The organism is Bacillus sp. EU55 (assembly GCF_038005925.1).
Classification (GTDB): domain Bacteria; phylum Bacillota; class Bacilli; order Bacillales; family Bacillaceae; genus Bacillus; species Bacillus velezensis.
This window is the reverse complement of record NZ_JBBOUE010000001.1, coordinates 3,262,576-3,287,072: the sequence shown is the minus strand read 5'-3', so window position 1 is coordinate 3,287,072 and position 24,497 is coordinate 3,262,576. Positions and strand designations below refer to the sequence as shown.

Below are 24,497 nucleotides of genomic sequence, written 5' to 3'. Positions count from 1 at the left end.
CTTTAGTAAGCTGCCTGCAGCGTGTTTTTCCAGATCGAAAGCTGAGGGCTTGCGTCATGAAGATATTCGACGCTTGACGGTGTATCCTTGCCGACCCATACCCCCATCGTATAAGCGTCCGTCAGGCCGACAAACCACATATCGTGATAGTCATTTGACGTTCCTGATTTTCCGCCGACGTACGGAGCTTTAAAGTTCGCTTTCTTTCCTGTACCGCTTTTGACGACGGCTTTCATCATTTCTTTGATCTGCATGTTGGTCCGCACGCTGAATACCTGCGTCGGCTCATCTTTCCATTTTAATATCGTTTTTCCTTTTAAATCAGTCACTTTTGTAATCGCGTGACTCGGCGTATAAACGCCGTTGTTGCCGAACGTGGTATACGCATTGGTCATTTCAAGCGGCGTCATGCCGTTTGTAAAACCGCCAAGCGCCGCAGGCAGACGGTAATCCGCGCTGACCAGCTTCGCGAAATGAAACGGTTCAAGGTAGCTGAACGCCTTATTGACGCCGACGCGGTCCATGATTCTGATGGCCGGTGTGTTGTACGAGTATTTAAACGCCGTTTCCAGCGTGACCGTGCCGTACGTGCGGTTATTATAGTTCTGCGGGCAGTAATCCGCACTGCAGAATTTGCTTGCGTCAATCTTGCTGTGTGGCGTTGCGCCGGTCTTTTCAATGTAAGGTCCGTAATCAAGCAGCGGCTTAATGGATGAACCGGGCTGTCTGTATGCTTGATAGGCGCGGTTGAAATCATATTTATGATAATCTTTCCCGCCTGAAAGCGCGATAATCTGATGCGTCTGATGATTAATCACGGCCGCTCCGCCCTGAACGCCTGCATACGGCAGATTTTGATTCACTTGGGCGACGACCTGGTTTTGCATATACGGATTCAGCGCCGTATAAATCTTCACGCCGTCTTTTAACAATGTGCTGACCCTGTCGGAAAGCTCACTCTGTATTTTTTGTTTCGCCTTTCCGGAAGCTTTTTCAAGACGTTTGTCATAGCCTTCGGATGATGAAACAAGCTGTGTGAATTCATCATTTACATAGGAAACATAGTCAGGATATTTATTTGTTTTTTCGTTTATATCAAGCTTGATCTTTTCCTTTTCGGCTTTTTTCAGCTGTTTCCCGGATATAACGCCTGCTTTTTTCAATCCGTTAAGCAATCTGACTTGTCGTTTTTTCGTATAATCAAAATGCTTGAGAGGATCATATAATGTAGGGTTATTAGGGATAGCGCAGATAAAGGCCATCTCTCCCAAAGTGAGAGATTTCAGCGGCTTGCTGAAATAAAATTGTGCCGCCGAACCGACGCCGTATACGCCGTTATTAAAATAAATCGTATTTAAGTAGCCTTCTAAAATCTCATCTTTGCTGTATTTTTTCTCAAGCTGATAGGAATAGGCCAGCTCCGTCAGTTTTCGGCTGAAGGTGCGTTCATGGCTTAAATACACATTCCTTGCCAGCTGCTGGGTGATGGTGCTGGCGCCCTGATCAATTTTATGATCTTTGAAATTGGAGGCGGCCGCCCTGACCATCCCCATAAAGTCAAACCCTTTATGCTCATAAAAATGACGGTCTTCAGAGGTTAAAAACAGCTGTTTTACCTCATTCGGTATTTTATTAAAGGGCACGATCACGCGGTTCTCATGATCGCTGACAATCTCAGAAACAAGGCTTCCGTCCCTGTCATACATGTAACTGTTTTGAACCAGGTTGATCGCTTTTAAATCAATATGTTTATCGAGCACCTGATCAAAAGGCTTGATTTGTTTTACCTCTTTGCCGGAAGCAATAACTGTAAATGCAAACAACGGGATAATGCCGAGCAGCAAAATCCATCCGATTATTTTACGTACCATGGTCACTCTCTTTTCTCCTGATTTCTAGCCATATCGTATCATTCTTTTAAGAATACGAGAAGGTTAAATTTAGAAGAAATCGTGATCGCTGCCGGTCAGCCCGCATTTGACGCTGTATCCTTTTGCAAATGTCCCGCCATCCATAAAAGCCCCGCGCCTATTAAAAAGAGAAAGGCGGTGACGTAGAAAGCAGCCGAAATGGAAAAACCGCTCGAGACCGCACCTCCGAGCAGAGGGCCGAGCACATTTCCGAGAAAACGAAAGCTGACGTTATAGCCGAGCACCTCTCCCTGGATGCTGCCCGGCGCCCTGACGCGGATCGCGGCCGTAATGCAGGGGAGCGTGCCGCCCATGACCATGCCGAACAGAAATCTGAAGACTAACAGAATGGAGAGGGAGGAGGCGAGCGCCTGCGGAATGAAAAACACCGCTGAGGCAATCAAAAGCACGATTAAGATCCGGCTGTGGCCGAAGCGGTCGCCGAAGTCCCCCCATTTCCGGGCAAGCAATAAGCTTCCGAGTCCGGTCGCTGAAAACGCCATTCCGGAGAAAAAAGCTAAATTAACAGGTCCGTGCAGCTCATTGACATATAAAGCGAGCAGCGGCTGGATGCTGAAATTGCCGGTCTGCACGATCATAGTAAGCACCATCATCGCCCAAAGCGCGGGCTGGTGAAAAATATAAGAGAGCACCTGTTTTCTGGAGTAGGTTTTCCGCTTGTTTTGTTTCTCGCCGAGCGGCAGCTCATGCACCTGAAATAAAACGAGAAGCACAGATGCGAAAATGACAAAAGACGTAATAAAAAATGTGTACGTAAACCCGAAGCTGTCAGCGAGCAGCCCGCCCAGCATCGGTCCGAATAAAGTGCCTGACACCTGACCCATCTGCAGCGTGCCGAGCGTCTTCCCGGCAGTCTCTTTCGGCGTCTGCGCCGAAATCATGGCAAGCGATGTCGGAACAAAGCCTGTTACTAGACCCATAAGCAGCCGCAGGACAAACAGCTGATAAACGGATGTCACAAACCCCATCAATAAAATGCTGATGGCAATGCCGGTTCCTGTAATCAAGAGAATTTTTTTGTAGCCGCGCTTATCGCCGAATCTTCCCCAAAACGGGGAAATCACAAATGCCATTAAAAACGTGACGCCGAACACATACCCGCTCCATCTCTGCACATACCCGCCCGAATGGGGGCTGATCGTTTCGATATATAACGAAAGAAACGGAACAATCATGGTCATGCTGGCGGAAATAAAGAAATTTGTAATCCAAATGACGACGAAGTTCTTCTTACGGACAGAAATAACATCACCTTCTTTACTTTTCGTGTATCTAATCATTAGTATATAGGAATGAATCCGGTATTTGTATTTTCGATGCGGATATAGGAAAATTCATTATTTTTAGAAAATGAAGAAAGTTTCAGAGGGGAAACTGATATACTATCATAAAATATCATTTTTGATCGGAGGAAAGGCAGGTGTAAAAAAGTGGATCAGCGCAGTCTGCTCATTATTGATTTTGAATTTACGATGCCTGACGGAAAATACAGCCCGCAAAATTTCTTTCCCGAGATTATTGAAGCGGGGATTGTCAAGACGGTGAATGATGAAGTGACTGAAACGTTTTCGAGTTATATCAAACCGAAAAAATTTCCGAAGCTGACGAAACGATGCAAAACCTTTCTGAACATCACCCAAAAAGACGTGGACGGCGGAATCACGTTTAATGAATTCATCCGCAAATTAAATGAGCTTGATCCTGATAAAAACTGCACGATCGTCACCTGGGGCAATATGGATATGAAAGTGTTAAAGCAAAATTGCATGTTTAACCACATCCCTTTTCCGTTCAAAGGAGAACTTCGGGATCTGTCCCTTGAATACAAAAACTTCTTCGGCGACAGAACATTGACCGGCCTTTGGAAAGCGGCAGAAGAGTATGGCGATAAAGGGACGGGCACGCATCATAAAGCGCTGGATGATGCGCGGACGACATACAAATTATTCAAGCTTGTCGAGCGGGATAAACAATATCTTGAAAAACCGAAACCTCCGACGATCGGTGATCGCGTCGATCTGACTGAACTGTTTCGCCGGGCCACATAAAAAAACCCAATCATGCCGACTGGGTCAAGTTCTTTTAAAATAGTCACGCTCTAACGCGGCCAAGTTGGCGAGCGAACGTTCCGCCCATTCTGAGCCGTCCGCTGTAAGCTGATCTTTCAGCCGGGCAGACGCCGCTTGTAAGGAAGCCGTATAATCAGGCACCTCGCCATCAAACGGTTTGACCATCTGATGCGGTATGTTTGTCTGTTCCCCGAATGCAAGCGCTCTTCTTTCATGAAAAAACGGAACATCCGCCTGCTTCGGATGATGAAGATCTCCTTGAGCGGGATGCGTCAGAACGGCTTTAATTTTCACTAAATAGTGATTGGGCCTGACGTCTGTCACTTCCCCTATGTATGCTCCTGTTTTATAAAACCCTTTTACGATTGTGCCGATTTCAAACGTATTCATAGCGTTCACCTCTCTCTAGTTATTCTATAAAAGATCAACGCGGTTGGCTAGTGAACAGCTGCCGGAAGCCTGACTGAGGCCGTTGTGCCCGAGTGCTCGCCGCTGGTGAAACAGACGGAGCCTTCATGATGCTGAATAATCGAGAATGTCACGGTAAGCCCGAGCCCGGTGCCGTTCGTTTTCAGCGTATAATACGGCTTGCCGAGTTTCTGCAGTTCTTCATCGGACATGCCGATTCCGTTATCCGTAATCTGAATGAGAATCATCTCTTCCTGTTTTTGGACGGAGACCTCGATTCGGCCGTTTTCAGAGGGCACGGCTTCAATACTGTTTTTAATCAGATTAATGAAGGCCTGTTTCAGTTTTTTTACATCGCCGAACACATATAAATCAGGCTCGCTTCGAACCGTAACGGTCACCGATTTAAAATGGGCATAAGACTCCATTAAGGAACCTGTTTCCTTTACGAGCAGAGAAATATCAAACTTTTCTTTTTCATAGTCATCCTGCTTCGCCATATCGAGATAATTCGTAATGATCGTCTGAGCCCGGTCGAGTTCGGACAGCACAAGTTTCTGATATCCGGAGTGGGATTTGTCCTGAAGCTGCTCGCCGCTGAACAGCAGCTGCACAAAACCTCTGACGACCGTAAGCGGATTGCGGACTTCATGGGCGACGCTTGCCGCAAGCTCGCTGACGACGGCCATTTTTTCTGAGTGAATCAGCCTTGCCCGCATGGACGCATTCTCATCAATGATCTCAATCAAATAAATGCACAGCAAAAGGGCGCTGACTTGAAAAAAAACAGATACTGCCGCCTCATAATAAACGGAAGGTAGATTTTGAAAATTGAAAATATTGGTCGCGGAATAGATGAAGACAGATGCGGTTAATAAGGCGGTTTCAGTGCAGCCGATGAGAAGAGCGAAAAGCAGTTTCTTCCGCTTTGAAAAAAAAGGCCATTTCGTTTGGAGCTGGATAGGGATGATGATTAAAAAAGGAATTAAGGATAAGAAAAAAAGAGCGGAAGGTTCAAACCATATGAGCTGAAAAAAAACGGATGCCGCCCCTGCGGCAAGTCCTGCACCGGTACCGGAATAAAGCAGGCAGACGATAATGGGAATCAGCTGCAAACCGTAACGGACGGAATGAAGCTCCTGGATGGGAAAAGCCGTACATAATAAGGAAGATGACGCTGCAAATACGGCGACCAGCAGGCGGTTCGCTCTCGGCACAAGCAAATCGGGCTTGCTGAGCCAGAAGACTTGATAAAGAAAAATAGGGAATAAAATAAAAGAGAAGTGAAGCAGGTAATCCTTTACAATCTCCATTTATGCGAAATCCTTTCCTATGTAAATATGAATCTATTATAACATCTTTACCGGAAAAAAAAGTATATATTTCTCTAAAGCGAACGCCCTTATCTCATCTGATAAAGGCGTTCTTTCCGCTGCTAAGCGAGCGCTGCTTTCATTCTCTCAAGCCCTTCTTTTACGGCGGCGGCTGAACAGCCGACATTAAGTCTCATAAATCCTTCGCCGCCCGGTCCGTATTTTGTTCCCGGCTCTAATATGATTTTTCCTTTTTTGAGCATTCTTTCTTTGAGCTCGGCATCCGAAAATCCGTACTCGCTGAAATCCATCCAGATCAAATAGGAAGCGTCAGGCTTCATCATACGGACTTTCGGCAATTCTTGTCTTAAAAAGTCCTCAGCCAATTTCATATTCCCTTCAATGTAAGGAATCAGCGCGTCAAGCCAAGGGCCTCCCTTTGTATAAGCCGCTTCAATTGCTGCAACCGCAAATGTGTTGAGGCTGGAAATCCCGTTCTGATGCAATGCGGCGGAGAATTTCGCCCGCTTATAACGATCGGGAATGATAATGGCGGATGCCTGAATGCCGGCAATATTAAACGTCTTGCTCGGCGCGACACAAGTAACGGAAATCCGCGCAAACTCCTCAGACAGAGAAGCGAAAGGCGTATGCGGCTTTCCGTACAGCATCAAGTCGGAATGTATCTCGTCAGAAACGACGGTGACGTTATGGGCGGCGCACAGCGATCCGAGCTTCATAAGCTCATCCCGGCTCCACGCTCTGCCGGACGGATTGTGGGGGTTACAAAGAATCATCAGCTTGACCTCAGAATCGTTCAGCTTTTTCTCAAGATCCTCAAAATCCATACAGTAGACGCCGTTTTCTTCCCGTAATGGGTTATGTAAAACCTGCCGTTTGTTTTCCTTGATCATCTGATAAAAAGGCGTATACACCGGTGATTGAATCAACACCGGATCGCCCGGTTCGGTAAAGGCTTGTACGGCCATGCTGATTGCCGTGACAACACCGGGACTGAACGCGATGCTTGCGGGATCGGGCCGGTAGCCGTGCCGCGTCTCAAGCCATGAAGCGACGGCTTCTCTTGTGTTTTCGTCAGGAGACGTATAACCGAATATGCCGTGGTCAAGGCGGGCTTTTAAGGCGTCAGTGACCGCTTCGGGAGCGCGGAAATCCATATCGGCAACCCACATCGGAAGCGCATTCGATACGCCGAATAACGCTTCCGCCTTGTCCCATTTCACCGATTGTGTGCCAAGACGGTTTTCTCGAAGATCAAAGTTCATGTATGTCACTCCTGTAGTATCATTATTTTGCACAGCGTATCTATGATAAAATAGAATTGCAAACTTTATTATAAGCGGTGATGAAAATGGAAGAAAGCCAAGCGGTCATGGAAATGATGAAAATCATTGCCAAGTGGGACCCGTTTAAATATGGAGAAGATTTTTATGAGACAGAAGCCGTCGACATCGTTCAGGCCGTCTACAGTGAAGACCGTGCCGACAAGCTGGCAGCAGCCATTCAGGATATCTTTGAAGCTTCATTTGAGCAAAAGCTTCCGATCGAAGGCTGCCAAAAGGCCGCCGAGCAGCTTCTGTCCATAAAAGAAAGCAGCTCCTGCACCCCTTAAAAACCGGCGGTTCCGCCGGTTTTTTTATTGAATAAATTCAAAAATCCGCTCCGAAACAAACTCCGGGCGCTCTTCGGGTACGAGGTGCCCCGTATCCTTGAGTGAATACAGAATGGAATCCGGCAGGTCGTCATGAAGCCGTTTTCCGATTGAGACCGGAACGACCCGGTCTTCTTCTCCCCAGATTAAAAGAGCGGGGTTTTGCACTTTCTTCAAATCCTCGGGCTCTAAATCGCCCTCCCTGTGTCTGATAAACCTTGTCATCGCTTTGAAAATCTGGCGGTCTGTAAATGGTTTTTCGTAACCGTCAATCATTTCCTGATCGATAAGCGTCCGGTCGTGAACGACATTTAACAGGTTGTTCAGCACGCCGTCTTTTGAAAGCCAATACTTAAGATACAGGTCAAAACAAGGGAGATGCGTCCCGAATATAATCGACGGGTGCGAGCGCTTTAAATACCCCGAGCTGCACAGCAGGACGATTTTAGAAAAAAGCTCGGGTCTGAGAAGAGACGCGGATAAGGAAATCTGGCCGCCCATTGAATGGCCGATGAGTGCGGCCCGGCTGATACCGAGCTTTTCCAGAAGTCCGATCAGAAGCTTGGCGAGGTTTGCGTAAGTATATACGAAAGTCCGTGACTTTTCCGATTGCCCGAAAGGAGGCAGGTCAACGGCGATAATATCATAATGGTTTCTGAGCAGCGGGATCAGTTTTCTGAAGCTGAATGCCGAAGATAAAAAACCGTGTACGCAGACGAGTGTCTGTCTGCCGGGATTTTCATAATGCTCGTAATACAGCTCAACTCCGTCTATCGCGGCCCGTTTAATCGGTGAAACAGCTTCCATGAGAGCCTTCGCCGTCCTTTCTTTGTTGTAATGTAAAGTCTTTTTTGATTGTCAGATTTTAGCTCTGGTTTCTTTCGGGTTTTTCTTAGCATTTGTCGAAAATCGTGATATAATGTCATGAAGATTTTTGATAATGCAAAGGTGTGAAACGTATGAAGCTGACCGAAAAAGAAACAGAAATATTAGAAATTTTAGACGAAAACAGCCGCGTTGATGCGGAAACGATTGCGAAAATGGCAAACATTCCCGCTGAAGAAGTCAAAAGCATCATTGAAAAGCTTGAAAAGGAAAAAGTCATCATTGATTATGCGGCGATGATCGACTGGCGCAAAGTCGACGGTTTGGAAGGCGTCACGGCGATGATTGACGTAAAAGTCACTCCGAAACGAAATGTCGGCTTTGATGAAGTCGCTGAGCGGATATACAGATTCCAGGAAGTTGAATCAGTGTACCTGATGTCAGGGGTGTATGACTTATCTGTCGTTATTCGCGGTAACACGATGTCAGACGTGGCAAGCTTCGTGTCTGAAAAATTGTCCACCCTTGAGTCCGTCGTTTCCACGACGACGCACTTTATCCTGAAAAAATATAAGCATGACGGCAAAGTCTTTGAAAGCGGAGACGATGACAAAAGAATCGTGGTGTCTCCGTAAATGGAAACGAAGACTTCTTATTTATCTGACTACGTGCAGCAGATTAAACCGTCAGGCATCCGCAAATTCTTTGATCTGGCTGCTACGATGGAAGGCGTCATTTCATTGGGAGTGGGAGAGCCTGACTTTGTGACGGCCTGGAACGTGAGGGAAGCGAGTATTCTTTCTTTAGAACAGGGTTATACGGCTTATACGGCAAATGCGGGTCTTTATGAACTGAGAGAAGAAATCAGCCGCTATTTAGATCAGCGGTTCGGCCTGAGTTATTCGCCTGACAGTGAACTGATCGTTACGGTAGGGGCAAGCCAGGCGCTTGATCTCGCTGTCCGCGCCATTATGAATCCCGGGGAGGAAATGTTAATTCCCGAACCGTGTTTTGTCGCATATGAATCACTCGTGACCCTGACGGGGGCGAAGCCGGTGCCGATTCAGACTGTCGCTGCAAAAGGTTTTAAAGCATCAGCAGCCGATTTTGAAGCAGCCCTGACGGACAAAACAAAAGCGCTGCTTCTATGTTCGCCGTCAAATCCGACAGGTTCTGTCTATTCGAAAGAAGAGCTTGAATCCATCGCTGCTTTCGCTGAAAAACACGACTTGATCGTGCTTGCCGATGAAATTTATGCCGAGCTGACGTATGATGAGCCATTTACGAGCATGGGGGCCATCCGCGGCATGAAGGAACGCACGGTTCTCATTTCCGGCTTCTCCAAAGCATTTGCCATGACGGGGTGGAGACTCGGATTTACGGCGGCGCCTCCCGTGATCAGGGATGCCATGCTCAAAATTCATCAGCACGCGATGATGTGCGCGCCTTCCATGGCTCAGTACGCGGCGCTTGAAGGGCTGAAAAACGGCCAGGAAGACGTCGAAAGAATGAAGAAAAGCTATCGGAGACGCCGAAACCTGATTGTGGAGACATTGAACGAAATCGGACTCGGCTGCCACCACCCCGGCGGAGCATTTTACGCCTTTCCTTCCATTCAGTCGACCGGCATGAGTTCAGAAGAATTCGCGGAACAGCTGCTCATTGAGGAAAAAGTAGCCGTCGTTCCGGGGAATGTATTCGGCCCGAGCGGCGAAGGCTACATCAGATGTTCCTATGCGACATCCATTGAGCAGATTCAGGAAGCGCTCGTCAGAATCAAACGGTTTGTTGAAAAAAGGGCATAAAAAAAGATACGAACCCGGTTCGCATCCAAATAAAAGGGGGGGAATACTAGAAAGCCTTCGTAATCATAGTATACCCCCATTTTTCTGTCCTTAAACATGATCATGTAAAAAAGTTCTCTTTGCGAAAAACAAACTTGTATGATATAATTTTAAATTGCGTATAATCTGTATTTAATTTAACTTAGGAGTTGTTATGAATGGCAGCAAAATTTGAAGTGGGCAGTGTTTACACTGGTAAAGTAACAGGATTACAAGCGTATGGTGCGTTTGTTGCATTAGATGAAGAAACTCAAGGACTTGTTCACATTTCTGAAGTCACTCACGGTTTCGTAAAAGACATTAACGAACACCTTTCTATCGGTGACGAAGTACAAGTAAAAGTACTTGCGGTTGACGAAGAAAAAGGCAAAATCAGCCTTTCTATCCGTGCGACTCAAGCGGCGCCTGAAAGAAAAGAAAGCAAACCAAGAAAACCGAAAGCGGCTCAAGCTTCTGAAGAAACATCTGCTCCGCAAGGTTTCAACACATTGAAAGATAAGCTTGAAGAGTGGATTGAACAGTCCAACCGCAAAGACCTTATCAAAAAATAATCATCAAAAAAAGCACCGGATATGTATGGGGACTGACCCCATAAGATGAGACAAACAAAAAACACCTTCAAGTTTGAAAACGGATGATTGTTAGCCGAAATTAGACTTGGAGGTGTTTTTTCTATGGGGACAAGAGTGAGTTATCCGGTTGAAGTGAAACAGAAGGCTGTAGAAATGAGATTGGCAGGCGTGCCTATGAAAGAGATCATGCAGGAATTGAATATTAAGAATAAGACACAGGTTCAGACATGGGTTAGATGGCATAAGACTGGGGATACACATCGATTCGAACAGCCTGTCGGAAAGCAATACACTTACGGAAAAGGCCCGGAGTATTCTTCCGAATTAGAGAAACTGCAGGCAGAAAATCGTTATCTGAGACAACAGAATGAAGTTTTAAAAAAGTGCAACGAATTGGAAAGGAAGCTGATAGCGAAACGCCAGTCGAGCTTGTAGAAGCATTGCGCGGCACAATGACCATACAGGATATCTGTATTCATTTAGGTATCTCACGAGCATCTTATTATCGTTGGAAGAAGAATCTGATGAAAGATAACCCTAAATACCATTTAGAAAAACAAATCGGCACGTTGTGCCGAGAACACAAGTTTCGATATGGCTATCGGAAAATCACAGCCATATTAAAAAAGGGAATGCGTGTGAATCATAAAACGGTTCAGCGCATTATGCAGAAGAATCAGTGGCAATGCCGGGTTAAGGTGAAAAAGCGCAAGAAAGATGGGCAGCCATATGCCGTGGCCGAGAATATATTGGATCGAAACTTTCAGTCTGAACGCCCTCTGGAAAAGCTAGTAACGGATATCACATATTTGCCTTATGGGCAGAAACAATTGTATCTTTCCAGTATATTGGATTTATACAATGGAGAAGTGATTGCTTTTACAATTGGCGATAGACAGGACACAGACTTTGTCTTACACACACTTGATCAGCTGCCCGCACTGCCAGAGAACTGCGTGTTACATAGTGACCAAGGTTCTGTTTATACATCTTATGAGTATCAGAAAGCTGTTAAAACAAAAGGCATTACCATGAGCATGTCCCGCAAAGGGACGCCCGCTGATAATGCCTCCATCGAATCGTTTCATTCCTCACTAAAGTCTGAAACGTTCTATCTTAACAGCATTGATCGAACTACGACGACCATCGTAGAACGCACTGCCATAGAATACATTCATTATTATAACAATATTCGTATTCAAACGAAACTAAACAGCCAATCGCCGATACAATATCGGCAATTGGCTGTATGAAGGTGTTTTGATCCCTGTCTCAAAAACAGGGGTCAGTCCCATGTTCGGTGCTTTTTTTATGTTTATCTGACTTCCGGATTTGCCGCTTCCTCGCGGGATGTTTCTTCGTTCGGCTTAAACAGCAGGCCGAGATTGATCAGACCGGCGATGCCGACAAGACCGTAAATAATCCGCGACAGAGCTGATCCTTGGCCGCCGAAGATGGCTGCTACTAAATCAAATTGGAAAAATCCGATCAGTCCCCAGTTAATAGCGCCGATAATCGTTAATACGAGACAGATACGCTGAATAACACTCATGTAAACAACCTCCTCTATGAATTCGTGAAACAGTTATAGATTGTGACAAAGCAAAGAATCTATGCATACTACATTCTCCGCCGTGTAAATCACACACTGTCTCAAGCTGTACAAGTGCCTTTCCCGGGAAGCCGCTGTCTGTAAACCGCGTGATGTGCCGTCAAAAAAGCGGATTGCTTTACATTGAATGTCATCTTTCTGCATAATATAAATCCAAAGGAGGAGATGTCATGCAAAACTTTACATATTGGAATCCGACCAAATTGATTTTCGGAAAGGGAGAGGTCGAAAAACTTCCTGAAGAAATCAAGCCGTACGGAAAGAATGTACTGCTCGTATACGGGGGCGGCAGCATTAAGCGCAGCGGTCTTTATGATCAAGTAACCGAACTGCTGAAAAAAGCAGGAGTTACCGTACATGAATTGGCAGGCGTAGAGCCGAATCCGCGTGTCTCAACGGTGAACAAAGGTGTTGCGCTCTGTAAAGAAAACAGCATCGATTTCTTATTGGCCGTCGGCGGCGGAAGTGTCATTGACTGCACGAAAGCCATCGCGGCGGGCGCTAAATATGACGGCGACGCGTGGGATATCGTCACGAAAAAACACCAGCCGAAAGAAGCGCTGCCGTTCGGAACAGTGCTGACCCTTGCGGCAACCGGTTCGGAGATGAACTCCGGATCAGTCATCACAAACTGGGAGACACAAGAGAAATACGGATGGGGGAGCCCGCTCGTTTACCCTAAATTCTCTATTCTCGATCCGGTAAACACATTTACCGTTCCGAAAGACCACACCATTTACGGCATGGTCGATATGATGAGCCATGTGTTTGAACAATATTTCCACCACACGTCAAACACGCCGTATCAGGACCGGATGTGTGAATCGCTTCTGCGCACGGTGATTGAAACAGCGCCGAAGCTGATCAATGATCTGGAGAACTACGAGCTTCGTGAGACGATTTTATATACAGGCACGATCGCATTAAACGGAATGCTGTCAATGGGCGCAAGAGGGGATTGGGCCACACACAACATCGAGCATGCGGTATCAGCGGTTTACGATATACCGCACGCCGGAGGTTTAGCGATTCTGTTCCCGAACTGGATGAGACATGTGCTCAAAGAAAATCCGGCCCGCTTTAAACAGCTTGCCGTCCGTGTCTTCGATATTGACGAGACAGGCAAATCAGATGAAGAGATCGCACTTGAAGGAATCAGCAAGCTGTCTGATTTCTGGACGAGCCTCGGCGCTCCGAACAGACTCGCTGATTATGATATTTCTGATGAGAAGCTGGATACGATTGCAGATAAAGCGATGGCAAACGGAGCATTCGGACAGTTCAAGTCACTGCAGAAAGAAGACGTGCTTGCGATACTGAAAGCATCATTGTAATAACATAAAGGGGGCGGCCGGATTGGCAGCTCCTTTTTTTCTGTGTTATAGTAATTCCCTTACGATTTTTTTGGAGGTCATGATAAATGGAGAACTTTACGTACTACAATCCGACGAAATTGATTTTCGGAAAAGGTCAAATCGACCAATTGAAAAAAGAGCTGAAGCAATACGGGAAAAACGTGCTGCTTGTTTACGGAGGCGGCAGCATTAAGCGAAACGGCCTGTATGACCAAGTAACAGGCATCTTAAAAGAAGAAGGCGCAACCGTTCATGAGCTTGCGGGCGTTGAACCGAACCCGCGTCTGGAAACGGTAAATAAAGGAATTGAGCTGTGCAGACAGCATGAGATTGATTTCCTTCTCGCAGTCGGCGGCGGAAGTGTCATCGACTGTACAAAAGCGATTGCGGCCGGTGCGAAATATGACGGCGACGCATGGGACATTTACAGCAAAAAAGTAACGGCGCAGGACGCACTCCCGTTCGGCACGGTGCTGACGCTTGCGGCGACAGGCTCTGAAATGAACCCTGATTCCGTTATCACAAATTGGGAAACAAACGAAAAATTCGTATGGGGCAGCAATGTCACTCATCCGCGTTTCTCCATTTTAGATCCTGAGAATACTTTCAGCGTTCCGGAAAACCAAACCGTATACGGCATGGTGGATATGATGAGCCACGTATTTGAACAATACTTCCACAATGTTGAAAACACGCCGCTTCAGGACAGAATGTGTTTTGCGGTCCTTCAGACGGTAATTGAAACAGCGCCGAAACTTTTGGAAGACCTTGAGAACTATAAGCACCGTGAAACGATTTTATACGCGGGTACGATCGCATTAAACGGCACGCTGCAAATGGGCTATTTCGGCGATTGGGCTTCCCATACGATGGAGCACGCCGTCTCAGCGGTGTATGACATCCCTCACGCGGGAGGACTTGCGATTCTGTTCCCGAACTGGATGAGATACACGCTGGATACAAATGTAGACCGTTTTAAAAACCTGATGCTCAACATGTTTGACATTGATACTGAAGGCAAAACGGATAAAGAAATTGCGCTTGAAGGGATCGATAAATTGTCCGCGTTCTGGACAAGCCTCGGTGCACCGTCCCGCCTTGCGGATTATGACATCGGTGAAGACAAGCTTGAGCTGATCGCAGACATCGCCGCAAAAGAAATGGAATACGGCGGATTCGGCAATTTCCAAAAACTGAACAAAGATGACGTACTTGCCATCTTAAAGGCGTCACTGTAAGATACATTCCCGGCCGGGGTGAAGATGAAATAGATTTTCAAGCTGCAGATGTAATCACATGCTGCGGATTTGACTCCCTGTTTCTGTACATTTAGCAGAAAAGGATTAATTAACTTTGCGATTGCCGATCATCTATTTACACAAAATCTAAATCATGAAGAGCCTTGCTATACTTCGAATTTAAAAAAGGGGCGCTGATTCAATCAGCGCTCCTTTTATGCATTTTGTGTACTAAGGTCCCGCTGAGCCCCCATATAGCTTCCCATTAAGTTTTGATAACCGGGAAGATGACTGGAGATTAATGCGCCAAAACCTTCAACATCGTTGCGCCAATCACGCTGAAGCTCGCATGCTACGCTGAACCAGTTCATAAGCTGCGCGCCGTCATGAGCCATACGGGTTAGTGATGCATCTGCTACTTGCTTATTAAACGTCCCCGAAGCATCTGTCACAACAAACACTTCGTAGCCTGCTTTAATGGCAGAAAGCGCAGGAAAAGCAACGCAGACATCTGTAACTACACCTGCGATAATCAGCTGTTTTTTGCCAGTCGCTTCAATGGCTTTAACAAAGTCTTCATTGTCCCATGCATTAATTTGTCCGGGACGGGCTATTTTTGGCGCATCAGGAAAGAGATCAACGAGTTCTTGCATGAGCGGTCCGTTGGGTCCGTTTTCAAAGCTGGTTGTTAAAATAACCGGTAAATCAAAGAATTTAGCCGTATCACCGAGAGCCAATACATTGTTTTTAAATTCATCAACGCCATAGTCACGCACGAGACCGGAAATAAGGCCGGTTTGATGGTCAACTAAAAGCACGGCAGCATCATCTTTTGAAAGACGGGAATAAAGATCAGACATTTTATAATCCTCCTTGAATTAAGGCAAGTAAGTTTGTGAATTGAAAACGGTAAATCTATTCATATGCTGTATAGATAGAAAGTTATTTCTGAGGTGACTTTTCGTGAGGGGGATGATCCTTCAATTAATCTGGAACGGGAACCGGAGCATGATCAATCCAATGGATGAACTGTTGTAAATAGCGTTGAAGATAACGTTTTGTTTGTTCATCCGTAAGTATGTTTTGAGCGGAATCAATTTTCTCATGGACTTGCGAAATCAGCATTTTTTGAAATGGCAAAACATTGACTTGCATAGCTTCGAGTACTTCCCTCATTTGCGTTTGACCAAAGGCAGTGCCGAACCCTCCGGGGGTTGCTCCGATTAAGCCAACCGGTTTTCTGTTTAAAACAGAAGAGGTCCGCGGTCTCGATGCCCAGTCCAATGCGTTTTTTAACACCCCGGGGATTCCGGAATTGTACTCTGGACTTACAATGATGATGCCGTCAACGTCTTGTATATCAGCTCTAAAGGATGTTACGGAGTCTGGTGCTCCGGCAATTTCTAAATCTTCGTTAAAAAAAGGAAGACTGTCTATTTCAACCCAGCGAAATTGAGCCGCATTATCTAAGTCAATCAATGATTGAGCAATTGCTCGATTATACGAGTTTTTTCGTAAACTTCCGCAAATAAGACCAATGGTTTTAGTCATAAAATCACCTCCCGGTTTAAAATCACTTTCATCTTAACATGATACTCCAAATATAGACACTATTTTTAAAAATGGACATTTATGCCTTAATATGCCTTCGCGGCAGCCTCTCAAGAGGAGTACTATATAAAAAGAACCGGCCCATCGGGATTGGCGATGGATGTCATCCTGCTCCAAAGTAAAGGTGATACGTTCCTGGATCATCAACATTCGATTCGTTCCCCCTCTCACGATTATTACAAATATAACCATATCGAATCCGGGATATTGTATAAAAAATGAACGCATCTTTAGCGCAAATCCCGTATTCATCCGGCCTTCTTCATGACTTGATTTAGCGGGTGAGTTCATATAAAGTGAAAGAGAAAACAATTCACCGTGATGGAGGGACAAGCAAATGACGCATGTACGCTTTGATTACTCAAGAGCGTTACCTTTTTTCAATGAACATGAACTTACATACGCACGTGATTTCGTAAAAACGGCACACCATAATATCCATGAAAAAACAGGCGCCGGAAGCGACTTTTTAGGATGGGTGGACCTCCCTGAAAACTACGATAAAGAAGAATTCGCGCGCATTAAAAAAAGCGCTGAAAAAATCAAATCAGATTCAGACGTGCTTCTCGTCGTGGGTATCGGCGGTTCATACTTAGGCGCCCGCGCGGCGATTGAAGCGCTCAATCATTCTTTCTATAACGTCCTGCCGAAAGACAAGCGCAAAAACCCTCAAGTTATCTTTATCGGCAACAATATCAGCTCAACTTATATGAAAGATGTTATGGATCTTTTAGAAGACGCTGATTTCTCTATCAATGTCATTTCTAAATCAGGCACGACGACGGAACCTGCAATCGCTTTCCGGATTTTCCGCAAACTTCTTGAAGAAAAATACGGAAAAGAAGAAGCGAAAGCGCGGATTTACGCGACGACAGATAAAGAGCGCGGTGCTTTAAAAACGCTTTCTAATGAAGAAGGCTTCGAATCATTCGTTATTCCTGATGATGTCGGCGGACGTTTCTCCGTTCTGACTGCGGTAGGCCTTCTGCCGATTGCGGTAAGCGGGGCTGATATCGATGAAATGATGAAAGGCGCTCTTGATGCAAGCAAAGACTTTTCCAGCTCGGAATTAGAAGAGAACGCGGCTTACCAATACGCCGTCGTCCGCAACGTTCTGTATAATAAAGGAAGAACCATTGAAATGCTCATCAACTATGAGCCTGCGCTGCAATACTTTGCGGAATGGTGGAAGCAGCTCTTCGGCGAAAGTGAAGGAAAAGATGAAAAAGGCATCTATCCTTCTTCCGCTAACTTCTCAACAGACCTTCACTCTCTCGGTCAATACGTGCAGGAAGGCAGACGCGATCTGTTTGAAACTGTATTAAACGTTGAAAAACCGAAGCATGAGCTGACAATTGAAGAAGCGGAAAATGATCTCGACGGCTTAAATTACTTAGCCGGAAAAACGGTCGATTTCGTCAACAAAAAAGCGTTCGAAGGCACGATGCTTGCCCATACAGACGGAAAAGTGCCGAACTTAATTGTCAATATTCCGGAGCTTAATGCATATACATTTGGATATCTCGTCTATTTCTTTGAAAAAGCGGTGGCGATGAGCGGTTATCTGCTCGGAGTCAACCCGTTTGATCAGCCGGGTGTTGAAGCCTATAAGGTGAATATGTTCGCGCTTCTCGGCAAACCGGGCTTTGAAGAGAAAAAAGCAGAGCTTGAAAAACGCCTTGAAAAATAAAAAGAAGGGCTGGCCCTCAGCATGACGGGTCAGCCTTTTTTAAACCGTGAAAGGTGTGATGATGAATGATACGACTCTTATGTAAGCATGCCGTCATTTCCGTCTGTTCCGCCGCTATTGTCTATTCGGCACTAAAACTGTCTCCTGAATCCCTCTTACAAACCATCCTGTTTTTCGCTTTCCCTCTCGGCTTGTTTACGGACATGGTCCGGCTGAAACTGAAGATTGGCCGGATGCAGTCGCTGATCACGAAGTGCTGTCTCTATGCCGCCGTTTTCTATATTTCAACGGAAGCCGTTCTCTCCGCAATTGTGACGTATGTTCTGATTGAATGCGCCGTTACCCCTTTCCAGCGTCTGTCTGCCGCTCCCGATTCTTCCCGGGCGCCGTATGAAGATGCCGCAGAGCGGGGACGCTAAAGACAAAAAGGAGCATATGCACATGATCAGCATACCATCTTCACTTGAGGGGCAATCGTTTTTAATCCGCGAACTGGAACAGGTGCTGAAACCGATCGGTTATACCATCGGAGGCGGCTGGGAGTATGACCGCGGGTTCTTTGATTACAAAATTTCCGATCAGGACGGCTATTTATTTCTCCGCATCCCTGTTGAAGCAAATAAGGGACACCTGGATGAACGGGGGGCCGCCGTTACAATCGGCACACCCTTTTTGCTGAGGCACGTCTATCAGGAGGAAACGGATGATCACGCAGGCGGCGGTGTTTTTGAGTCATTATTCAACCAATTCTCCGAGCCGAAACGGCGGGATGCGGCAATTGACCGCTCATATACAGATATCGGCATCTCGCTTGTGAAAGAGCTGGAAGACGTCCTGCTGCATTAAAGAGCCAAAAACAGATCAGTATCGAGCACCTGGTATGACAGGGGAGGGGTCAGCATCGGCCCCTCTTCTTTTTGTATGCCGATGATCGTGGTATTCCGTTTGAGATAATAGAGCGCACAGTCATGATAAGATGAGCCCTTTAATTCCTCGGGGACGGGAATGATGCGCACCTTTTTCTCCAGCGTCAGATCTGACAGCGTTTGCGGTTTGGCAAGCTGCAGCTTGACCCGGTAATGCTCAAACATCACCCGGCTCGACAGGCGTGATGTGCACAGAATCTTATTGGCTCCTGCGCGCTCGGCGTTTTTGACATACCGTTCCGTTAAAATTTCCACGATACAATAAACGGACGGATGCAGCCCTTTGATGGCGAGAAGCGTTAATACCGACAGCATATCAGCTTCGGATTCATTTTTCTGCTGATCTGCTGTCAAAATGACGGTATCGGCTTCCGTAATATTCGCCTTATTGAGCGTACTGTCATCAGCGGCATGTCCGCGGATGAAATGGACGTTTTCAATAAGCGGCCCTTCCCTTAATGAATCATCAATCAGGACGACAGTTTTTGACGGCGCGATGTGCTGCAGTTCTTTCAGCAGCATATGCGACTTCTCATTCCATCCGATAAGAATGACGTGCCCCTTGCCTTTAAAGGCGACCTTCCCTTCGACATAGCGGTGCTGTTTGCTGAACACGGCTGAAGAAAGCGTGGCGAAATAGGCGGTCACAAAACTCGCTCCGCTTAATACAAGCACCATGCCGGCAATCTGCCCGAGCGGCGTCTGGGGCACGTAATCGCCGTAGCCGACTGTGGCCACCGTAATAACCGCCCACCAAACCCCTTCAAACACAGACGTGAATTGCTTCGGCTCAAGCATGTAAATGAGTTGGCCGAACAATAAAATCAAGGCGATAATGATCAGTCCGATCCGAACATATAACGGCCATCTCAGCCAGGAAATAAATAAACGGTTTGATTTCATTCGTCCGGCTCTTCTTTCGACAGAGAGATGGATAAAATCTGCTTAATAATGGTGTTTAGTTTTTCGTTCAGCTGTTGCTGGCCGTATGAGTCACGCGCATGTCTGATTAAATCGGCCGTCTCATCTTCAAACTGAATGAGAGGTTCGTCGTTTTCCGATTCATTATAGAGCTGGATGAAGGCGTCAAGCCCTTCGTTCATTCTGTCTATCGCATTGCTCAGCTGTTCTTTCTCGCCATTTGTCACTTTCATGTCGATCACACCTGTATCTTTTTTTATACAGTATGTCCCAGTTCGTTTGATGTCTTTCAAAAATCGCCGAAAACATATTCACCCTTATTTTTTCATATGATAAAGAAAGCGGACCGAAAAAGGGTGAGTCAAAATGACAGTCATTCAAAAACTGCTGGCGGCGCTGGCCGGAGCGCAGCTGCTCGCTTCGGCGGCCGTATTGCTTATTTTTGATTTGAATGGACACAATCATATGTCCGGCGGATTTTCATGGCTTGTTTTTGCAAAAGAGACCGCAGGCACGTTTCCGTTTTACATCGGAATGGCCGGGTGTATCCTCATCATGCTCGGAGGATTGATTCCTGTCAGAAAAAAGAAGCGGATTTCTGTACAGGAAAGCGGACAATCATTAAAATAATATATAAGCAGATCGTACGATATAAGAGAAAAAGGAAGAGGATAATATGCTGTTTATCTTTTTAACAATTGCTGCATTGGGATTGTCGTTTTGGGCACAATTTAAAGTGAAAAGCAATTTTCAGAAATACTCAGACGTAGAAGCTTCCAGTCAGCGGACGGGGGCGGAAACGGCAAGACGGATTCTTGATATTAACGGTTTATATGATGTGCCGGTAGAACCGGTAAGAGGCACTTTAACAGACCATTACGACCCGACGGAGCGGGTGGTGCGTTTATCTGAGCCGGTATATTACGGCCGCTCCATTTCCGCCATTTCCGTCGCTTCCCATGAAGTCGGACATGCTTTGCAGCATCAGGAATCATACGGCGCGCTTGTGCTGAGGCACAAAATTTTTCCGGTCGTCAATTTTGCCTCCGGGGTTGCCCCTCTGCTTTTCTTGGGCGGGATGCTCCTGGGCAGCTTGAACTTAATCGGACTCGGCATTATTTTGTTTTCGGCCGCTGTTTTTTTCCAGCTTGTCACACTGCCTGTCGAGTTTAATGCCAGCGCGAGGGCGAAGCGGATTATCGTGTCGGAAGGATTCATTCGCAACAGTGAAGAACACGGCGTGAATAAAGTGCTGAACGCCGCCGCGCTGACGTATGTGGCTGCGGCGCTCGTTTCATTATTCGAGCTGCTTCGTTTTGTGATGATTTTCTTAAATGGTCGTGATGAGAATTAACACGAAGGAGGTGGCCCCTTACCGTTTGCGGTAGGGGTTTTTTTGCTTATATTAAAACTGATTCTCATTATGCTGTTAATCGGATTAACGGCCATCTTTGTCGCTGCGGAATTTGCGATTGTCAAAATCCGCGGTTCAAAAATTGCGGAGCTGGTTGAAACCGGAGACAGCCGGGCGCTCGCGGCGCACAGGGTGATTTCAAATCTCGATGAATATTTATCAGCGTGCCAGCTCGGCATTACGATTACGGCGCTCGGACTCGGCTGGCTCGGTGAACCGACGATTCAGCGGCTTCTTCATCCTGTTTTCAGCCTGATCGGAATGCCGTCATCTATTACGCACGTCGTCACGTTTATTGCGGCGTTTATCGCCGTTACGTATCTGCACGTCGTCATCGGAGAGCTTGCGCCGAAAACGATATCCATTCAAAAAGCCGAAGCCGTCAGTCTGTGGACGGCAAAACCGCTCATTCTGTTTTATAAAGTGATGTATCCGTTTATTAAGCTGTTAAACGGCTCAGCCGGATTTTTGGTCAAGCTGTTCGGTTTTCATTCGGTGAAAGAACATGAGGTCGTGGTCAGTGAAGAGGAATTGCGGCTGATTTTGTCCGAAAGCTATAAAAAAGGTCAAATCAATCAATCTGAATTCCGTTACGTCAATAAGATATTTGAATTCGATAACCGGGTCGCCAGAGAAATCATGGTGCCGCGCACCGAAATCGCCGCCATCTCGCTTGAACAGTCAGTTGATGAAGCCATACATTTGATCATCAACGAACGGTATACGCGATATCCGGTTATTAAGGAAGACAAAGATCACATTCTCGGCATTATTAACAATAAGGATTTATTTAAAGCGTATTTTCTCGGCCGCTCCATTGAATTAAAAGAAATTATGCGTCCGGTCATCAGAGTCATTGAAAGCATCCCCGTTCAGGAGCTTTTGATCCGTATGCAGAAGGAGCGGATTCATATGGCGATTCTCGTTGACGAATACGGCGGCACGGCGGGGCTTGTGACCGTCGAAGACATATTGGAGGAAATCGTCGGGGAAATCCGTGATGAATATGACCAGGATGAAATGCCCCACATCGTCAAAAAAGGCGAACACCACTATGTGATGGACGGCAAGGCGCTCATAGAAGAGGTGAATGATCTTCTTGATATCGCCATCGAAAATGAAGACATTGACACGATTGCCGGCTGGCTCTTAACACAAAAAATGGAGCTGAAAAATGGTGATGTGTTTCATGCCGAAGGGTGTGAATTTAAGGTGCTGGAAGCGGAAGACCATCATATCCGCTTCGTTGAAATTAAAAAAACTGATTTCTGAGCCTCCTGCTTTTGCAATGAGGCTTTTTTTTATGGGAAAAATGCTTCTTCGTCCCGCTCCTTCATATGATGTAAAGAAAGGAGTGTCGGTATGAAAACGGATTGGTGGAAAACGGCGGCCGTCTATCAAATTTATCTCCGAAGTTTTATGGATTCGAACGGGGACGGAATCGGCGACATTAACGGCATCAGAGCAAAGCTTCATTACATAAAAGAGTTGGGGGCGGATGTGATCTGGCTTTGTCCCGTTTTTGACTCGCCGGGCGCGGACAACGGCTACGATATTCGGAATTATAAACAAATTGCCGGCGAATTCGGGACGATGGAGGATTTTGACCGGCTCCTTGCGGATGTCCATGCACTCGGCATGAAGCTGATTATAGACCTCGTCATCAACCATACAAGCGATGAGCACCCTTGGTTTATCGAATCACGCTCAGCGAAAGATTCCGAAAAACGGGACTGGTACATCTGGAGAGACGGAAAAAACGGCAAAGAGCCGAACAATTGGGAAAGCATTTTCGGCGGATCGGCGTGGGAATATGATCAAGAGACCGGCCAGTATTACCTGCACCTGTTTGACAAAAAACAGCCTGATTTAAATTGGGAAAACGAAGCGATGAGGCAGTCCGTTTATGAGATGGTCCGCTGGTGGCTTGATAAAGGCATAGACGGCTTCCGGGTGGATGCCATTTCTCACATTAAGAAAAAAGAAGGGCTCCCTGACATGCCGAATCCGGACGGTCTCCCATACGTCCCGTCTTTCCCGTATCATATGAATGGGGAAGGCATAATGGATCTCTTGAAAGAGCTGAAACGGGAAACATTTTCGCGCTATCCGATCATGACGGTCGGCGAGGCGAACGGAGTGGCGGCTTGGGAGGCGGCTGATTGGGCCGGTGAAGAAAACGGCGTCTTTCAAATGATTTTTCAATTTGAACATCTCGGCCTCTGGGATACGGAAGATGATCAAAGCATTTCCATTCCGGCGCTTAAGCGCGTCTTGTCCGGCTGGCAGAACAGTCTTGAAGGAAAGGGTTGGAACGCGTTGTTTATGGAGAACCACGATCAGCCCCGTTCCGTCTCGGTATGGGGTGACGAACGGTTTTTGACAGAAAGCGCCAAGGCACTCGCCGCGATGTATATGCTGATGAAAGGCACGCCGTTTATTTACCAGGGGCAGGAGCTCGGAATGACCAATGTTTCGTTTCCATCCATTGAAGATTATGATGACGCCGCAATGAAATATCTGTATGAAAAAGAGACGTCCCGCGGCGTTCCGCATGAAAAAGTGATGAAGATCATCTGGAAGAAGGGCCGGGATAATTCACGGACACCGATGCAATGGAGCGGTGAGGCGAACGGCGGGTTTTCTGATGCTTCTCCGTGGCTCGGAGTGAATCCGAACCACACATGGCTGAATGCTGCATCACAAATGCAGGATGAAACATCCGTATACCATTTCTACAAACGGCTGCTCGCCCTCAGAAAAGAACACGGTGTATTGATCAGCGGCACATATGAATTGCTGCTTCCGAATGACCGGCAGATTTATGCCTATCTAAGAAAAAACGGAACAAAAACCGCCCTGATCATCACAAATCTGTCCCGAACCCCCGCTTTATACAGGCATCCCGGTTATCCGCTTGACTCCGATTCTCTCGTGCTTGCAAACGCGGAAACAGAAGCGCACCGCCATGTGACGTCCTTTCTTTTAAAGCCTTATGAGGCCCGCGTATATATATGGTGAAAAACTTCAGTCCCGAGGCTGAAGTTTTTTGTGATCTGCGTTTATCATCGCGATCCGACAGGAAAAGACAAATAC

General features: G+C 46.5%; 26 protein-coding genes. 15 read left to right on the top strand and 11 right to left on the bottom strand.

Features of this window, described 5'->3' with window-relative positions; translation table 11 throughout:
- Nucleotides 1-2: 2 nt before the first annotated feature.
- A complete protein-coding gene (locus tag NYE50_RS16775) occupies nt 3-1,877 on the bottom strand; it encodes a transglycosylase domain-containing protein (protein WP_014418753.1) in 1,875 nt (624 codons plus the stop codon).
- An 89-nt stretch (nt 1,878-1,966) separates the two neighbouring features.
- Nucleotides 1,967-3,211, bottom strand: a complete 1,245-nt coding sequence (locus NYE50_RS16770; RefSeq protein ID WP_224987995.1) for a multidrug efflux MFS transporter — start codon at nt 3,209-3,211, stop codon at nt 1,967-1,969.
- Nucleotides 3,212-3,361: 150 nt separating this feature from the next.
- Here NYE50_RS16770 and kapD point away from each other — a divergent pair, with 150 nt between their 5' ends.
- Nucleotides 3,362-3,979 carry a 3'-5' exonuclease KapD gene (gene kapD, locus NYE50_RS16765; RefSeq protein ID WP_003152084.1) on the top strand — a complete coding sequence of 206 codons (618 nt, stop codon included), beginning with the start codon at nt 3,362-3,364 and terminating at the stop codon, nt 3,977-3,979.
- Between the two features lie 24 nt (nt 3,980-4,003).
- On the opposite strand, the gene NYE50_RS16760 is transcribed toward kapD, so the two are convergent.
- The 3 genes from NYE50_RS16760 to NYE50_RS16750 form a co-directional block, all read right to left on the bottom strand.
- On the bottom strand, nt 4,004-4,390 hold the full coding sequence (locus NYE50_RS16760) for a kinase-associated lipoprotein B (protein ID WP_021495358.1): 387 nt from the start codon (nt 4,388-4,390) through the stop codon (nt 4,004-4,006).
- A 47-nt stretch (nt 4,391-4,437) separates the two neighbouring features.
- Nucleotides 4,438-5,721 (bottom strand): sensor histidine kinase, encoded by a 1,284-nt coding sequence (locus NYE50_RS16755; RefSeq protein ID WP_022553702.1) that lies wholly within the window; start codon nt 5,719-5,721, stop codon nt 4,438-4,440.
- Nucleotides 5,722-5,843: 122 nt separating this feature from the next.
- Nucleotides 5,844-7,007: a MalY/PatB family protein gene (locus tag NYE50_RS16750; protein ID WP_121984665.1), complete on the bottom strand. Its 1,164-nt coding sequence runs from the start codon at nt 7,005-7,007 to the stop codon at nt 5,844-5,846.
- Nucleotides 7,008-7,093: 86 nt separating this feature from the next.
- On the opposite strand from NYE50_RS16750, the gene NYE50_RS16745 reads away from it, so the two are divergent.
- The gene (locus NYE50_RS16745; RefSeq protein ID WP_014418748.1) at nt 7,094-7,354 is read left to right on the top strand and encodes a DUF1871 family protein; all 261 of its coding nucleotides are present in this window, start codon (nt 7,094-7,096) and stop codon (nt 7,352-7,354) included.
- Between the two features lie 24 nt (nt 7,355-7,378).
- Here NYE50_RS16745 and NYE50_RS16740 read toward each other — a convergent pair whose 3' ends face one another.
- On the bottom strand, nt 7,379-8,200 hold the full coding sequence (locus tag NYE50_RS16740; RefSeq protein WP_021495356.1) for an alpha/beta fold hydrolase: 822 nt from the start codon (nt 8,198-8,200) through the stop codon (nt 7,379-7,381).
- 152 nt (nt 8,201-8,352) lie between these two features.
- On the opposite strand from NYE50_RS16740, the gene NYE50_RS16735 reads away from it, so the two are divergent.
- From NYE50_RS16735 to NYE50_RS16720, 4 genes are all read left to right on the top strand, one after another.
- The gene (locus NYE50_RS16735) at nt 8,353-8,853 is read left to right on the top strand and encodes an Lrp/AsnC family transcriptional regulator (protein ID WP_003152098.1); all 501 of its coding nucleotides are present in this window, start codon (nt 8,353-8,355) and stop codon (nt 8,851-8,853) included.
- Nucleotides 8,854-10,023 (top strand): aminotransferase, encoded by a 1,170-nt coding sequence (locus tag NYE50_RS16730; RefSeq protein WP_025285179.1) that lies wholly within the window; start codon nt 8,854-8,856, stop codon nt 10,021-10,023. It begins immediately after the preceding gene.
- A gap of 197 nt (nt 10,024-10,220) precedes the next feature.
- Nucleotides 10,221-10,613, top strand: coding sequence for a S1 domain-containing post-transcriptional regulator GSP13 (yugI, locus tag NYE50_RS16725; protein ID WP_007408653.1), 393 nt, complete (start codon nt 10,221-10,223; stop codon nt 10,611-10,613).
- 123 nt (nt 10,614-10,736) lie between these two features.
- Nucleotides 10,737-11,887 (top strand): IS3 family transposase gene (locus tag NYE50_RS16720; protein WP_099721935.1). Its coding sequence is split into 2 segments (ribosomal slippage): nt 10,737-11,010 and nt 11,010-11,887, totalling 1,152 coding nucleotides; the frame shifts between segments, so codons are not numbered across the junction.
- A 62-nt stretch (nt 11,888-11,949) separates the two neighbouring features.
- On the opposite strand, the gene NYE50_RS16715 is transcribed toward NYE50_RS16720, so the two are convergent.
- Entirely contained in the window at nt 11,950-12,186 is a 237-nt protein-coding gene (locus NYE50_RS16715; RefSeq protein WP_003152104.1) for a DUF378 domain-containing protein, read from the bottom strand.
- A gap of 230 nt (nt 12,187-12,416) precedes the next feature.
- Between NYE50_RS16715 and NYE50_RS16710 the strand changes: the two genes are divergently transcribed.
- Together NYE50_RS16710 and NYE50_RS16705 are read left to right on the top strand one after the other, a co-directional pair.
- Nucleotides 12,417-13,580, top strand: a complete 1,164-nt coding sequence (locus NYE50_RS16710) for an iron-containing alcohol dehydrogenase (RefSeq protein ID WP_088461331.1) — start codon at nt 12,417-12,419, stop codon at nt 13,578-13,580.
- An 86-nt stretch (nt 13,581-13,666) separates the two neighbouring features.
- Nucleotides 13,667-14,839 carry an iron-containing alcohol dehydrogenase gene (locus NYE50_RS16705; protein WP_003152109.1) on the top strand — a complete coding sequence of 391 codons (1,173 nt, stop codon included), beginning with the start codon at nt 13,667-13,669 and terminating at the stop codon, nt 14,837-14,839.
- Between the two features lie 215 nt (nt 14,840-15,054).
- Here NYE50_RS16705 and ycaC read toward each other — a convergent pair whose 3' ends face one another.
- Both ycaC and NYE50_RS16695 read right to left on the bottom strand, forming a co-directional pair.
- On the bottom strand, nt 15,055-15,699 hold the full coding sequence (ycaC, locus tag NYE50_RS16700; protein WP_224988890.1) for an isochorismate family cysteine hydrolase YcaC: 645 nt from the start codon (nt 15,697-15,699) through the stop codon (nt 15,055-15,057).
- Between the two features lie 124 nt (nt 15,700-15,823).
- The gene (locus NYE50_RS16695; RefSeq protein WP_159354526.1) at nt 15,824-16,390 is read right to left on the bottom strand and encodes an NADPH-dependent FMN reductase; all 567 of its coding nucleotides are present in this window, start codon (nt 16,388-16,390) and stop codon (nt 15,824-15,826) included.
- A gap of 397 nt (nt 16,391-16,787) precedes the next feature.
- Here NYE50_RS16695 and NYE50_RS16690 point away from each other — a divergent pair, with 397 nt between their 5' ends.
- The 3 genes from NYE50_RS16690 to NYE50_RS16680 all read left to right on the top strand — a co-directional run bounded on the left by NYE50_RS16690 (nt 16,788) and on the right by NYE50_RS16680 (nt 18,986).
- On the top strand, nt 16,788-18,140 hold the full coding sequence (locus NYE50_RS16690; protein WP_007408647.1) for a glucose-6-phosphate isomerase: 1,353 nt from the start codon (nt 16,788-16,790) through the stop codon (nt 18,138-18,140).
- A 65-nt stretch (nt 18,141-18,205) separates the two neighbouring features.
- Nucleotides 18,206-18,559 carry a hypothetical protein gene (locus NYE50_RS16685; RefSeq protein WP_060561870.1) on the top strand — a complete coding sequence of 118 codons (354 nt, stop codon included), beginning with the start codon at nt 18,206-18,208 and terminating at the stop codon, nt 18,557-18,559.
- Between the two features lie 22 nt (nt 18,560-18,581).
- Nucleotides 18,582-18,986 carry a YugN-like family protein gene (locus NYE50_RS16680; RefSeq protein ID WP_138092842.1) on the top strand — a complete coding sequence of 135 codons (405 nt, stop codon included), beginning with the start codon at nt 18,582-18,584 and terminating at the stop codon, nt 18,984-18,986.
- Here the strand turns inward: NYE50_RS16680 and NYE50_RS16675 are convergent.
- Nucleotides 18,983-19,969 carry a potassium channel family protein gene (locus NYE50_RS16675; protein ID WP_007408644.1) on the bottom strand — a complete coding sequence of 329 codons (987 nt, stop codon included), beginning with the start codon at nt 19,967-19,969 and terminating at the stop codon, nt 18,983-18,985. The two genes, NYE50_RS16680 and NYE50_RS16675, sit on opposite strands and share 4 nt — an antisense overlap.
- Nucleotides 19,966-20,220, bottom strand: coding sequence for a protein mistic (locus NYE50_RS16670; RefSeq protein ID WP_138092840.1), 255 nt, complete (start codon nt 20,218-20,220; stop codon nt 19,966-19,968). The genes NYE50_RS16675 and NYE50_RS16670 overlap by 4 nt, the downstream gene beginning before the upstream one ends.
- A gap of 133 nt (nt 20,221-20,353) precedes the next feature.
- Between NYE50_RS16670 and NYE50_RS16665 the strand changes: the two genes are divergently transcribed.
- The 4 genes from NYE50_RS16665 to NYE50_RS16650 all read left to right on the top strand — a co-directional run bounded on the left by NYE50_RS16665 (nt 20,354) and on the right by NYE50_RS16650 (nt 24,422).
- Nucleotides 20,354-20,617 (top strand): hypothetical protein, encoded by a 264-nt coding sequence (locus tag NYE50_RS16665; protein WP_014418740.1) that lies wholly within the window; start codon nt 20,354-20,356, stop codon nt 20,615-20,617.
- Nucleotides 20,618-20,663: 46 nt separating this feature from the next.
- The gene (locus tag NYE50_RS16660) at nt 20,664-21,341 is read left to right on the top strand and encodes a zinc metallopeptidase (protein WP_003152125.1); all 678 of its coding nucleotides are present in this window, start codon (nt 20,664-20,666) and stop codon (nt 21,339-21,341) included.
- Between the two features lie 42 nt (nt 21,342-21,383).
- The gene (locus tag NYE50_RS16655; protein WP_007408640.1) at nt 21,384-22,673 is read left to right on the top strand and encodes a hemolysin family protein; all 1,290 of its coding nucleotides are present in this window, start codon (nt 21,384-21,386) and stop codon (nt 22,671-22,673) included.
- A 90-nt stretch (nt 22,674-22,763) separates the two neighbouring features.
- Complete coding sequence (locus NYE50_RS16650; RefSeq protein ID WP_224988888.1) at nt 22,764-24,422, top strand: glycoside hydrolase family 13 protein; 1,659 nt, start codon at nt 22,764-22,766, stop codon at nt 24,420-24,422.
- Nucleotides 24,423-24,497 lie beyond the last annotated feature (75 nt).